Annotated in this window: 13 protein-coding genes; 2 read left to right on the top strand and 11 right to left on the bottom strand. The window is 38.9% G+C overall.

Going from position 1 to position 12,588, the window contains the following annotated elements; genetic code table 11:
* Positions 1-645: 645 nt before the first annotated feature.
* Positions 646-2,436: a translation elongation factor 4 gene (gene lepA / locus LK994_RS12865; protein ID WP_229760496.1), complete on the top strand. Its 1,791-nt coding sequence runs from the start codon at positions 646-648 to the stop codon at positions 2,434-2,436.
* A gap of 137 nt (positions 2,437-2,573) precedes the next feature.
* The gene (locus LK994_RS12860; RefSeq protein WP_229760495.1) at positions 2,574-2,930 is read left to right on the top strand and encodes a four helix bundle protein; all 357 of its coding nucleotides are present in this window, start codon (positions 2,574-2,576) and stop codon (positions 2,928-2,930) included.
* 24 nt (positions 2,931-2,954) lie between these two features.
* Here the strand turns inward: LK994_RS12860 and LK994_RS12855 are convergent, their stop codons facing one another.
* From LK994_RS12855 to LK994_RS12805, 11 genes are all read right to left on the bottom strand, one after another.
* The gene (locus LK994_RS12855) at positions 2,955-3,875 is read right to left on the bottom strand and encodes a hypothetical protein (RefSeq protein WP_229760494.1); all 921 of its coding nucleotides are present in this window, start codon (positions 3,873-3,875) and stop codon (positions 2,955-2,957) included.
* Positions 3,876-4,034: 159 nt separating this feature from the next.
* Positions 4,035-4,583, bottom strand: a complete 549-nt coding sequence (locus tag LK994_RS12850) for a D-glycero-alpha-D-manno-heptose-1,7-bisphosphate 7-phosphatase (RefSeq protein WP_229760493.1) — start codon at positions 4,581-4,583, stop codon at positions 4,035-4,037.
* A 129-nt stretch (positions 4,584-4,712) separates the two neighbouring features.
* The gene (locus LK994_RS12845) at positions 4,713-5,459 is read right to left on the bottom strand and encodes a nucleotidyltransferase family protein (RefSeq protein WP_229760492.1); all 747 of its coding nucleotides are present in this window, start codon (positions 5,457-5,459) and stop codon (positions 4,713-4,715) included.
* Positions 5,460-5,541: 82 nt separating this feature from the next.
* Positions 5,542-6,129 (bottom strand): D-sedoheptulose 7-phosphate isomerase, encoded by a 588-nt coding sequence (gmhA, locus tag LK994_RS12840; RefSeq protein WP_229760491.1) that lies wholly within the window; start codon positions 6,127-6,129, stop codon positions 5,542-5,544.
* Between the two features lie 33 nt (positions 6,130-6,162).
* On the bottom strand, positions 6,163-7,149 hold the full coding sequence (locus tag LK994_RS12835; protein WP_229760490.1) for a DNRLRE domain-containing protein: 987 nt from the start codon (positions 7,147-7,149) through the stop codon (positions 6,163-6,165).
* Between the two features lie 53 nt (positions 7,150-7,202).
* On the bottom strand, positions 7,203-8,225 hold the full coding sequence (locus tag LK994_RS12830; RefSeq protein WP_229760489.1) for a GHMP family kinase ATP-binding protein: 1,023 nt from the start codon (positions 8,223-8,225) through the stop codon (positions 7,203-7,205).
* Positions 8,226-8,249: 24 nt separating this feature from the next.
* The gene (locus LK994_RS12825) at positions 8,250-9,401 is read right to left on the bottom strand and encodes a glycosyltransferase (RefSeq protein WP_229760488.1); all 1,152 of its coding nucleotides are present in this window, start codon (positions 9,399-9,401) and stop codon (positions 8,250-8,252) included.
* Between the two features lie 23 nt (positions 9,402-9,424).
* Positions 9,425-9,802, bottom strand: a complete 378-nt coding sequence (locus LK994_RS12820; protein WP_229760487.1) for a GxxExxY protein — start codon at positions 9,800-9,802, stop codon at positions 9,425-9,427.
* Positions 9,803-9,862: 60 nt separating this feature from the next.
* A complete protein-coding gene (locus LK994_RS12815; protein WP_229760486.1) occupies positions 9,863-10,807 on the bottom strand; it encodes a glycosyltransferase family 2 protein in 945 nt (314 codons plus the stop codon).
* Position 10,808: 1 nt separating this feature from the next.
* On the bottom strand, positions 10,809-11,303 hold the full coding sequence (locus LK994_RS12810) for a DUF4199 domain-containing protein (protein ID WP_229760485.1): 495 nt from the start codon (positions 11,301-11,303) through the stop codon (positions 10,809-10,811).
* 3 nt (positions 11,304-11,306) lie between these two features.
* Entirely contained in the window at positions 11,307-12,560 is a 1,254-nt protein-coding gene (locus LK994_RS12805; RefSeq protein ID WP_229760484.1) for a dihydroorotase, read from the bottom strand.
* Positions 12,561-12,588: the final 28 nt, after the last annotated feature.

The following is a 12,588-nucleotide window of genomic DNA, read 5'->3' as shown; positions in this document are numbered from 1 at the left end:
TAATAAAGCAAAAAGAAGTTAATAAAAGAACAACACGGAGTTGGTTTATTTTGCTGTGCATCATATTTAATTTGAGGTGAATGAAATTATACTGTTTACCCTGTAACCACTAAGCCATAGGGGTGATTGGTTCAATTGATGATTGAAACACAACTTAGTGATTTAAAAGCACTAAGTTGAAGAAAGTTTATTATTTAAGTGGGTTGAGTGTGTAACCTTTTGTAAGACCAGGCGGCGTCTCACGGATTGTTAGCAAGCAACATCTTCGGTGGAAAAAAGCTTTTTTTGCCGTTGTTGGTATCCACTTTTCTAACAATAATATCCCCACCTAATCATAACGCGGCTGTTGCGTTGCCTGACCAACAGCCGAAGTCTTAGCCATTGAAGAGTAACTTGCTTTAAACTTGTTGACGTATTATAGTTGTTGGTCAGGCGACGCAACAACGGCAAGGGTGGGCTTCGTTTTGTATTTATAGGCTAATTATACACTTCGATAAAAGCCCAATGAAGCTGAAAAAGTACAAGTGAGTGACACAACGATGTTAAATAGTAGTACTAAAGCCCGTTACATAAACCTTATTTTGCGTAGCAAAAAATCGGCTAAAATGCCCTACCTTCGCACATCTTAAAAAGACGAGATCGTACATGAAGAATATCAGAAATTTTTGCATCATTGCACATATTGACCACGGAAAGAGCACCCTGGCGGATAGGTTATTGGAGTTTACCCATACTATCGGCGAAAGGGATATGCAGGCGCAGGTACTGGATGATATGGACCTGGAGAGGGAAAAGGGGATCACTATTAAGAGCCATGCCATACAGGTAAACTATAAATGGAAAGGGGTGGAGTATGTGCTGAACCTGATTGATACTCCGGGCCATGTGGATTTTAGTTATGAGGTGAGCAGGGCGCTGGCGGCTTGTGAGGGGGCGCTGTTGTTGGTAGATGCTTCTCAGGGTATACAGGCACAGACAATCAGCAACTTGTACCTGGCAATTGAAAATAATTTAGAGATCATTCCGGTGATCAATAAGATAGATATGGAAGGGGCGATGATCCCTGAAGTGACGGATCAAATTGTGGAACTGATCGGTTGTAAACCAGAAGAGATACTATTGGCCAGCGGTAAAAGCGGTATTGGTATTGAAGAGATATTGACGGCGATCATTGAGCGTATTCCGGCCCCAACCGGGGATGTGGATGCACCTTTGCAGGCGTTGATCTTTGATAGTGTGTTCAACAGCTTCAGAGGTATCATTGTTTACTACCGTGTGTTTAACGGGGTGCTGAAGAAGAATGCAAAAATTAAGTTCAGTAATACAGGATTGGAATATGGTGCGGATGAAGTGGGTATCTTAAAACTGGGCATGGAAGCCAAGGATGAAGTGAGGGCCGGGGATGTGGGCTATATTATTACGGGTATTAAAAATGCCAAGGAGGTAAAAGTGGGTGATACGATCACTACCACAGTGAATCCTTGCTTAGAAAGTATAAAGGGTTTTGAAGATGTGAAGCCGATGGTTTTTGCGGGGATCTTCCCGGTGGAAACGGATGCGTTTGAAGAGTTGAGAGATTGCATGGATAAACTGCAATTGAATGATGCATCACTTACGTTTGAATTGGAAACTTCACAGGCTTTAGGGTTTGGTTTCCGTTGCGGATTCTTAGGAATGCTGCACATGGAAATTATACAGGAGCGTTTGGAGAGAGAGTTTAACCAAACGGTGATCACCACCGTTCCGAACGTGAGCTTTAAAGCGACTACTACCAAGGGGGAGTTGATCATTGTGAACAATCCTACGGAAATGCCTGACCCCAGCCGCATTGATGTGATAGAAGAACCTTTTATCCGTGCTCAAATCATTACGATGCCGGAATACATTGGTAATATCATGACCTTGTGTATCAACAAGCGTGGTGTAATGGTGAGTCAGAATTACTTAACACCTACAAGGGTGGAATTGAATTTTGATATGCCATTGACGGAGATCGTTTTTGATTTTTACGATCGTTTGAAAAGTATTACCCGTGGGTATGCTTCTTTCGATTATCATCCGATTGAATACAGACCGAGTGATATTGTGAAGATGGATATTTTATTGAACGGTGATAAACTGGATGCATTGAGTGCATTGATCCACAGAAGTCGTGCACATGATTTTGGTAAAAAATTATGTGAGAAATTAAAAGAATTATTACCTCGTCAGCAATTCCAGATTGCGATACAAGCTGCTATCGGCGCTAAAGTGGTGGCTCGTGAAAATATCAGCGCTATGCGTAAGGATGTTACTGCTAAATGTTATGGTGGTGATATCAGTCGTAAGCGTAAACTATTAGAGAAACAGAAAGAAGGGAAGAAACGTATGAAGCAGATAGGTAATGTGGAAGTGCCGCAGGAGGCGTTCCTTGCTGTGTTGAAACTCAATGATTAATTTTTTGATGTGCTGATGTGCTGATGTGCTGATGTGCTGATGTGCTGATGTGCTGATGTGCTGATGTGCTGATGTGCTGATGTGCTGATGCAAGATGCAACCTTTTTTTGTTTTTTGATGACTATTGGAGAAAAGTTATGTCATTAAACAATGGTCCGAATTTAATAGTCGATCTTTCTTTAGAGTTTGCATTGTCAATTATTAAATATGCAGAATTACTTGATGCCAACCGCAAGTATGTTATTTCCAAACAATTATTAAGATCGGGAACAAGTATTGGTGCTAATGTAAAGGAAGCACAGAGTGCTGAGAGCAGGAATGATTTTATCCATAAAATAAAGATAGCGGCTAAGGAAGCTGAAGAAACTGAATATTGGTTATTGCTTTGTAGATCATCAGAAGGTTACCCTGATTGCGAAGAATTATCAAATAAATGCATTTCTATTAAGAAAGTACTCTCCAAGATAATAGCTTCTTCCAAATCAGCACATTAGCACATCAACATATCAGCACATCAACTAATTTTCTTTCAGCTTCGTATCATCTATCTTTCCGCCGGCGTCTCGGAGTGGTTCTGGTACAGGTTCCTGTCCTTCGGGAGTTTTGTAGTTGAATACTTTTTCGATGTGTACCCATTTGCCGTTCTTCCATTTAAATCCTTCATAATCTCCATCGGGGATGAGTGTCCATTTTTTTTCGGGTTGATTGCTTTCAGATTCCAGGTGTTCTACAATGATCATATCAAGGTCTTCATCATAGGCTAATCTTGCTCCTGCAGATTTTTTGAATTCCATAATGTAGCGGCTCTTAGATGATTTAAAAACAGTGTCTTCTTCAAAGCTAAAATAGCGTCCGCCAAAAATGGGTTCGTCGCTGGTGAACGTAACCACTTCAATTACTTTTTTAGTGCTTCTAATATTGTTCTCATCGTAGCCTAATAAGGTGTAGTAGTTTTGATTGCTGCTGCGTTTCTGAATGATCTTGTAATACACGGCGCCTATCCATCCTTTATTGTCGGACACAGTATCGGCGGGGTTTACCGTGATATCGGATTTATCTATGAGCGGAAATAATTTTAACGAGCCGTCGTATGTTTTCATTTGTATGGCACCATGCTGACGGATAACATTATCACTGATGACCATTTGCCAGGTGAAAATCCTGAAGCTGCTATCGGGTGCGTATAATTTAGAAATGGTTTCCAGCGAATCGAAAGGGTAGTAGAAGGAGCCATTTATTTTTAATGCTCTTACCAGCATTTTGGTGAAAACGCTGTCGGCATTGAATCGGTCTTTTGCATTGATGGCCTGTATTAATTTGGTGCTGTACACTTTTAAGGAGTCTTCTTTTTTCTTCAGCGAAACAACATCTGAATGCTGCTGGGCAAAGCCGGAAAAGGATATTAGTAAAAAAGTAAATGCAAATACAGGTTTCTTCATGCGATAAATTTATGCTTTAAGGAGGAAAGGCAGTGAAAAATGGACTTGTTTAAATAAAATTTAACGAAAGATGGGAATAGAGCCGCGGATTGAACTGATTATAACTGATGGGGTGGATAAATCTGTTTACATATGTATCGATCAGCGTCATCAGCAATTCTATAATGCTTTTGCGAATTGTATCAATGATTTGTACGTAGCATCTATTCTGAAATCGCTTAGGTTTACCTCGGGCCGGGTGGTGGGAAGAAACACTGTTTTTATGCCAAGGTTTCTGCCAAATTCCATATCACTGATGGTATTGCCTACCATGAGGGCTTTACCCAGGTCAACATCGGGAAAATCCTTTTTTGCCTGCAGGCCCATGCCCGGATTTGGTTTGCGATTTGGGCTGCTTTCTTCCAGATCGATGCAATGGTATATCTTATCAATTCTTCCGCCGGCCTTTACAATCTCGTCTGTCATGTTAAGGTGAATGGTAGCCAGGTCTTCGGGTTTGGTCAATCCTTTGCCCACACCTTTTTGATTGGTTACAATGAATATGTATTTGAATTTTTTATTAAAGATGCTGATGGCTTCTTTTACGCCATCATAAAAAACAAATTCATCCCATGAGTGGATATAGTCCAAATGTTTTTCGTGATTGATCACACCGTCTCTGTCGAGGAAAAGGGTCCAGGTGTTGTCTATTTTTGTGAGGTCTAACATAATGCAATTTACGATTTTAGATGTACGATTTACGATTTCACACTGCTTGTTAGTTTGTTCAATTAATTGATAGAATAATTAAATTGAGGAAAATCGTAAATCCCAAATCTTAAATCGTACATCACAAAATTATTTCAATTCAGTTTGCGCTCTTGCAAAATCTTCGGGAATGCCGATATCGATAAAATATTCATCGTGTATGGAGCCATACATTTCACGTTCGGCAAAATATCTTTCTAAATAATCTTTTTCAAAAGAGAATTTTTCGGGAAGATCTTCATGCGTAAATTTTGATACGTTCAATGCATATACGCCACCGTTGATCAATCCTTTATGGTAAAATTGTTTTTCTTTAAAAGATGCAATGCTTAGATCGTGATGTAACTCTACCACGCCATATCGGTCAAAATCTTTCATTGGTTTTAAACTCAATGTACATTCGGCATGATGATGGAGATGCTGCTCCATTAATTTATTGATGTTGACAGAAAAAAGCGTATCTCCATTCAATACCAATACATTTTTCTCTGTTGCTTTCCCGCAGGCTAATTTTATGGCGCCACCTGTGCCTAAAGGCTCAGTTTCAATTGATAATTGATAATGGATAGCAGGCGATTTTTTTGAAAGATATTGTTCTATCGCTTCATACATATAGCCTACCGAGAAAATGAATTTTTCTACTCCTTGCTTTTGCAGATAGGTAATTACATAATGAAGAAAAGGTTTGCCTGCAACAGGAGCCATGCATTTTGGCAGATCAGCAACAACAGATCTTAACCTTGTACCCAACCCACCGGCAAGGATGATCGCTTCATAGCCACCCCCTCCGCCCCCTAAATGGGGAACATGAGCGTAAAATACTTTGGGGTGAATCATTGTCTAAAATTTATATGAGTGCAATTTTCTTATTCGAAATTATTAAAGTTGCAACAAGTTAGTGAGCTGCTAAGTTCGCCCTTTAGGGAGCGGAGGGGGTAGAAAATACTTGCTCTTCTACCAGTTCACAAATAATATGCCCCAGCATAATATGGCTTTCCTGGATACGTGGTGTATCGTTAGATGGTACGTTCAATAAAAGATCTGATATGGTTTTCATTTTTCCTCCTGTATCACCCGTGAATCCGATCGTGATCATTCCTTTTTCTTTAGCCACATCAAAAGCATTGATGATATTTTTTGAATTGCCTGATGTAGATAACCCTACTAATACATCCCCTTTATTGCCGATGCCTTTTACCAATCTGCTGTAAATAACATCATAGCTGTAATCGTTGGCTACGGCAGTGATGTAAGAGGTGTTGCAATGCAATGCTTCTGCAGGTAATGCATCTCTGTCTGTATAAAAGCGTCCGCTGAATTCGGCCGCTAGATGTTGAGCATCAGCGGCACTGCCTCCATTGCCACAAAACAATACTTTGTTGCCGTTTTTAAATGCTGCAACAATTGCGGTTACGCAATCTTGTACAGTTTTTAGTAGCGTATCGTTCTGTAAAATCTGTTGTTTTACAGAGATAGATGATTGAATGATATCTTTTATTTTCTGCATTGATAGATAGTACAAATAAATTTTAATAAATAGTTACGGTAAAGTATACACTATAACCAATTTTGGGTGTCTTTCTGCTGTTGCATTAAAACTGGAAGCATATTGTCGGGCATTATAAATTACTTCACTTTGTAGCTTTATTCCAAATCCGTAATTATTATTTGAGGTGACAATATCTTTTACTAAGTCGGTTACATCCATATCAATATTATCTTGAAATGATGAAGTAGATTGAGGAATTGTTACCTGATTACTACTAGTGGTAGTTGGCTGATTATTCCACGTTATTGTATTGGTAGCCCAGTTAGAGGTAACTCTTTGTATGTAACATGCATTGCTTCCACCAAATTGAGCATCAACTCCATTTCCCTGAGTTGGGTTTGTAGTAGAGTATAAGGATAATTTTGCACTTTGAATTATAGCATTGGCCGGAATGGAACTCATATCAAATTTCAGGAAAGCTCTCCAGTAATAAACTCCACCGGCTGTCCAGGCAGCAATTGTTAATTGACTAATACCGCTAGTAGAAGAATTCGGACTGTAAGAATTAATGTAGACTTCATTGGGATTATTTTGGGGAGCTAATGTCAGCGTTTTTATACAGCTACCCCACGAAGGTTTCCCATTACAAACTATTAAATTTTCTCCTTCATTTCCGATAGGAATGATTGTCCATTTTGTACCATCCCAATATTGCATATCACCATATGCATTTCCTTTTCCTGTTATTGGATACCAAATTGCTCCGTTCCAGTAATAATAACCAGGCAAGACATTGTAAGGAGGTACTCCTGCAATTGCTGTATTGTAAACCAATAATCCTGTGGCCGGTGTAGTAATAGGAGAAGGGTTGTCGGTTGCCTGCAATGCAACTCGGGGAGGCAAAAAGCCCTTGTCTGCAGCACTAATATCCAATAAAGCCGATGTATTTGGAGTATTGGTACCAATCCCAACATTTTGAGAAAAACTATTATAGTTAAGTAACATTAAAATGGAAAAAAGGTAAAAGAAAAATTTCATTGAAGTTTATTATGGGTGATTAAAATATTTAAGAGAGTAAATGTAATGTATTTTTATACAGTCCAAGTAGTTAAGCCGTATTTTGTAAATGAATAATTTTTCACCATTCCCCCAAAATTATTCAATCTTTCTATAACAGCATAACGGGTATTATTAGGGCAGTAAAAGATCATAAATCCGCCACCACCTGCACCGCTGATCTTGCCACCTGTTGCACCGGCGGCTTTAGCGGCAGTATATATTTCTTCGATGGTATTATTGCTGATATTGGCTGCCATTTGTCTTTTTTGTTGGAAGCCGAAATCCAGTATCTCTCCAAATTGATCCAGCTTTCCTCTCAACAAAGATTCCTTCATCATTTTAGCCTGCTCTTTTAATTGATGCATGGCTTCAATGCTCTTTTCATTTTTGTCGTTTACATTTTTTACCTGCTCTTTAATGATCATGGCACTTTCTCTTGAGGTAGCAGTAAAATATAACACCAGGTTGTTTTCCAATTCATGCAAATATTCCGGTCTCACCCGTAATGGATTTACGATCACTTTATCGTTGCCGTAAAATTCCATAAAATTGACACCGCCGAAAGTAGCAGCATATTGATCTTGCTTACCACCGGCCAATTGCAGGTCTTCTCTTTCAATCTGAAAAGCCAGGTGTGCAATATCATAATCTCCTAACGGTAGTTTCAGCATTTCAACAAATGCCCCCAATATAGCCACCACAAGGGTAGAGGAAGTGCCTAAGCCTGAGCCGGCAGGTGCATCCACAAAAGTGGATAGTTTAAATCCGGAATGGATCAGTCCGTAATTTTTTTGTACACGGTTATAAATTCCTTTTGCCAGATCGAGCGTTCCTGTTATTGGCAACGAGTTGGTAAAGTCATATTCTTCCCTTTCCTTTCTATCAAGCGCTTCAATAATTATTTTATTTTCTGCGATCGGTTCAATACTGGCATAGGCAAATAACGATACGGTGGCATTTAATATGGCTCCGCCGAATTCATCGCTATACGGACTTACATCTGTACCGCCGCCGGCCAAACCAATACGAAGTGGAGCTTTGCTTCTGTATATCATACTTAAAATTAGGTGAATGTAAAATTAGCTATTTATAGCGGCGATTTCGATAATAGATCCCGACATTTTAGCCCAACTATACTTTTTCTTTTCTTCTACCAGATGTGGTAAGAAATGTGCTTCTCCTTTATCAAAATATTCTTTTATTTTTTCGGCAATGCTTTCTGCGTTGGGCTCTGCTATCAATCCAACTTTATCATCTGGCACCAATGATGGCAAGCCGCCTACATTGGTAACGATCATTGGTTTTTCAAAATGATAGGCCAGGGGAGTTACGCCGCTTTGTGTGGCGTTGCGATAGGGTTGTACAACAACATCTGCTGCACATAAATAATATTTCACTTCGCTGTCTGGAATAAAATCTGTTCGCAGAATGAGGTCACCTTTAATACCTAATCTTTCTATTTGTTCATCGTATGTTTTTCTGTCTTCGTAAAATTCACCGGCAATAAGCAATTTGCAATCGGCCATTTGCAATTTGGCAACAGCGTCCAATAGAATATCCAATCCTTTATATTTTCTGATGAACCCAAAAAACAGGATGATCTTTTGTTCATTGCCAATGGCTAAATGTTTCCTGGCATCGGCTTTACTTATTTTTTCTCCGAAATTATCATACAACGGATGTGCTACAAATTTTGCAGGTTTTGTTGGTGCAAACAGCTGAAGGTCTTTCAATACTTTTTCACTCATGGTGATGAATGCATCGATGGGTTTTACAAAATATTTTGTGAATGCTTCGTCGCCGATCCTCTTCTCATGAGGGATAATATTGTCTGCAATACAAACTATTTTGGTGTGTTTGTTTTTTTTGACCTTTCTTAAAATTGTACCAAGGCACGGCCCCATAAAGGGCAGCCAGTAGCGGACTATAATAATATCGGGCCGCATTTTTTTTAATTCGTTGCCAACACTTATCCAGTTGAACGGATTGACAGAGTTGATGCAGACTTTTATATGAATATCCGCAGGAGCCGGTTCTGTGGAGAATTGTGTAGTGCCCGGGAATAAAAATCCGGGGTATTGAAGAGAGAATGTATAGATGCTTACCTGATGCCCTTGTGATGAAAATTCTTTGGCTAATCTTTCGTTGTAAGATGCCAAACCGCCTCGTAACGGGTGAGCGGGGCCGATGATGATGATTTTTTTTTGATTTGATGGAATCGCTGATGACACTGGTTGTAACTGATTTAACGGATTTATTTATAATCATTTGAAAAGACAACTCTTTTAAAAGTTGGTCTTTCTCCAAAATGAAGTATTAATGCTACTTCATAATTTGTAGCCTTTAAATAATTTGAAACCTGTAATTCATGCTCCTTTATTTCTCCTTTGCCGGCTTTAACTTCTACAATTACTTTGTTGTCAACTAAGATATCTGCAAAATAATTACCAACCTCTTTTTCATTATAAAATACTTTTATTGTGGCTTGTTGTATTGCTTTAAGTTGCATGAACTCAAATTCAAGCATCAATGAATTTTCATAAACTTTCTCCAGGAAACCATATCCTAAAGTGTTATATACGGTATAAAAGCCACTTAATATTTTCTCTGTTGTGTCACTATGCAAAAGCATCCCTTGAATTTTAAATCAAAAATCCGTTTTAATCAGTTCTCCTTAGCGTTCTCCGTGTTTCTATCCTAATCCCAACTTATCCTCAATCAGATAGTTATTTCTTTCGGTAGAATTACGAGAGATCAGTTCTCCCAAAAAACCTGCTAAAAAAAGTTGTGTACCGATGATCATTGCCAGTATTGCAAAAAAGAACAGTGGTCTTTGTGTCATACCGGTTTTGTCAAAGAAGAATTTGGATATGGTTAGGTAGGTAAATACGGTTAAACCAAAAAGAAAAGAGAGTGTGCCCCATAATCCAAAAAAGTGCATGGGACGTTTGCCGAATTTTCCAACAAACATGATTGAGAAAAGGTCCAGGAATCCATTTACAAATCTTTCCAAACCAAATTTTGTAACGCCATATTTTCTGGCTCTGTGTTCAACTGTTTTTTCACCGATCTTTTTAAAGCCGCTCCATTTTGCCAATACAGGTATATAGCGATGCATTTCGCCATATACTTCTACACTTTTTACAACTTTATTTTTATATGCTTTCAAACCACAATTAAAATCGTGCAGTTTTATTCCTGAGCTGGCTCTTGCTGCCGCATTGAATAATTTAGAAGGGATGTTTTTTGTAAGTGTGTTATCGTATCGTTTCTTTTTCCAGCCACTTACAATATCAAAGCCATCGTTTAAGATCATGCTTCTTAACCCAGGTATTTCATCCGGACTGTCCTGCATATCTGCATCCATCGTTATTACCACGTCTCCCTGAGCAGCTTTGAAGCCTTCATTCAATGCCGCACTTTTTCCATAGTTACGTTGAAATTTTATGCCTTTAACATTGCTGTTTTTTTGACGCAATGTTTCGATCACTTTCCATGAATTATCAGTGCTGCCATCATCGATCATAATTACTTCGTAAGAATAATTATTTTGTTGCATTACACGTTCGATCCACGCTTCCAGCTCAGGTAGCGACTCTTCTTCATTGAACAGCGGTATAATGATTGATAGATCCATTTTATTTATTTTTCAATTGTATAATTACGCCTGCCGTTACAGCACTGATCAATGCGCCTAAAAACAGGTACATAAAGGTAGTAATTGCCAGCATCATTGGTATAAATATACTTCGCATTTGCTTAGCATTGTCTTCAATCTCCATTGGCGTGTGATTGCCCTCTTTTAAAGCCAACTCATTATTGAGGCTGATCTTCAATTCTAATATTTGCGGATTGAGTTTATAAAATACGGCAGTATAGATCACCATTAGCAAGGTAACGATGATAAATGTCTTAAATCCTGCTGAAAAATATTCTTTGAATGAGGTAGAGGGTTCAGCTGTTGTAGCGAAGGACCAGACACTCCAAACTATCCCAAGCGCATATGCGGTATAGATAGCGTATTGATATTTGCTTTCTACTGGAGCTTTTAATCCGTAGAAAAAAAATAAAGCTAACGCTATCATGGTTAGGCCTGTGATCAGTCCTTTTTTTAAGGAGAGTAGTTTTTGCATAATTTAATTTACTACAATGTTATTGCCATTAACGATACCGATCACTTTACCTTTTAATTGTTTTCCGGTAAATGCGGAGTTTTTTGATTTTGACCGGATCATATTTTCTTCGAAAGTAAATGTGGTGTCGGGGGTGAACAAGGTGAGTTTAGCAGTAGCCTGTTCTTTTATTGCATTGATAGGTAAACCGAAAATTTTTCTGGGAGCGATGGTCAGTATTTCGACACATTTCTCTGTAGATATGATCTGCGAAACGGCGCCGTACAAAGTCTCCAATCCGATCATTCCATTTTTTGCATGCTCAAATTCGCAGATCTTACTGTCTTTATTTTGCGGAATATGATGTGATGCAATACAATCGATGCTGCCATCCTGTAAGGCTTTTCGTAGTGCCATCATGTTGGCCTTATTTCTTATCGGTGGATTTACTTTTAAGTTGGTATCATATGTGGTCAGGTCTTCATCATTAAATAATAAATGATAGGGGGTAACGGAGCAGGTAATGTTTAATCCTTCGGCTTTTGCTTTAGTGATCAACTCTATGCTCTTTTGTGTTGATACGCCTGTAAAGTGAATTTTTGCATTGGTATATCTTACCAGCTCAATATCTCTTGCTATCATCAATTCTTCTGCAATTGCAGGTTTGCCGGGAAGACCGAGTTGGGTACTGATGACACCTTCATTTATCAGGCCCTGTGGACTGATCGTTTTATCATCCGGGATCTGAATGATAATGCCATCCACGGCTGTAAGGTATTGCAGGGCTTTTAATAAGATACCCGGAGACTGCACGCTGTTGTTTCCATCGCTGAAAGCAACTGCACCCGATTGTTGCATATCATACATTTCAGTAAGTTCTTTACCTTCTGTATTTTTAGTGATCGCTCCGATGGGATGTACATTAACGGCCAGTGTTCTTGATTTTTGCACTACATATTCCACCTGTGATTTACTTCCGATCACGGGATTGGTATTTGGTAAGATCAACACATCAGTAAAACCTCCGGCTGCTGCTGCGGCGGCACCGGTTTCTATTGTTTCTCTGTATTCAAATCCCGGGTCGCAAAAGTGAGAAAAGACATCCATCCATCCTGTACTCACATGAAGATCATTTGCCTGTATGGTCTTATCGGCTTGCTCTGATATGGAATCAGCGATCTTACTGATAATACCGTCAACAATGAAAATATCTTTAGTTTGTCCGTTAAAAGGAGAGGAAGAGTCGGCTATTTTGGCTTGCTTGATTAAAAGCTTCATGTAATAAAAGTTACGCAAAGATAATCTT

The organism is Ferruginibacter lapsinanis, assembly GCF_020783315.1.
Classification (GTDB): domain Bacteria; phylum Bacteroidota; class Bacteroidia; order Chitinophagales; family Chitinophagaceae; genus Ferruginibacter; species Ferruginibacter lapsinanis.
The sequence above is the reverse complement of the archived record's forward strand: the minus strand, read 5'-3'. Positions and strand labels throughout refer to the sequence as shown.

Excerpts from the sequence above, each read along its gene's own strand:
- LK994_RS12860 (WP_229760495.1), top strand. The coding sequence starts at position 2,574 with ATGTCATTAAACAATGGTCCGAATTTAATAGTCGATCTTTCTTTAGAG.
- LK994_RS12845 (WP_229760492.1), bottom strand. The coding sequence starts at position 5,459 with ATGATTCACCCCAAAGTATTTTACGCTCATGTTCCCCATTTAGGGGGC.
- LK994_RS12820 (WP_229760487.1), bottom strand. The coding sequence starts at position 9,802 with ATGCTTTTGCATAGTGACACAACAGAGAAAATATTAAGTGGCTTTTAT.
- LK994_RS12805 (WP_229760484.1), bottom strand. The coding sequence starts at position 12,560 with ATGAAGCTTTTAATCAAGCAAGCCAAAATAGCCGACTCTTCCTCTCCT.
- LK994_RS12850 (WP_229760493.1), bottom strand. The coding sequence starts at position 4,583 with ATGTTAGACCTCACAAAAATAGACAACACCTGGACCCTTTTCCTCGAC.
- LK994_RS12855 (WP_229760494.1), bottom strand. The coding sequence starts at position 3,875 with ATGAAGAAACCTGTATTTGCATTTACTTTTTTACTAATATCCTTTTCC.
- lepA (WP_229760496.1), top strand. The coding sequence starts at position 646 with ATGAAGAATATCAGAAATTTTTGCATCATTGCACATATTGACCACGGA.
- LK994_RS12815 (WP_229760486.1), bottom strand. The coding sequence starts at position 10,807 with ATGGATCTATCAATCATTATACCGCTGTTCAATGAAGAAGAGTCGCTA.
- gmhA (WP_229760491.1), bottom strand. The coding sequence starts at position 6,129 with ATGCAGAAAATAAAAGATATCATTCAATCATCTATCTCTGTAAAACAA.
- LK994_RS12835 (WP_229760490.1), bottom strand. The coding sequence starts at position 7,149 with ATGAAATTTTTCTTTTACCTTTTTTCCATTTTAATGTTACTTAACTAT.
- LK994_RS12810 (WP_229760485.1), bottom strand. The coding sequence starts at position 11,303 with ATGCAAAAACTACTCTCCTTAAAAAAAGGACTGATCACAGGCCTAACC.
- LK994_RS12830 (WP_229760489.1), bottom strand. The coding sequence starts at position 8,225 with ATGATATACAGAAGCAAAGCTCCACTTCGTATTGGTTTGGCCGGCGGC.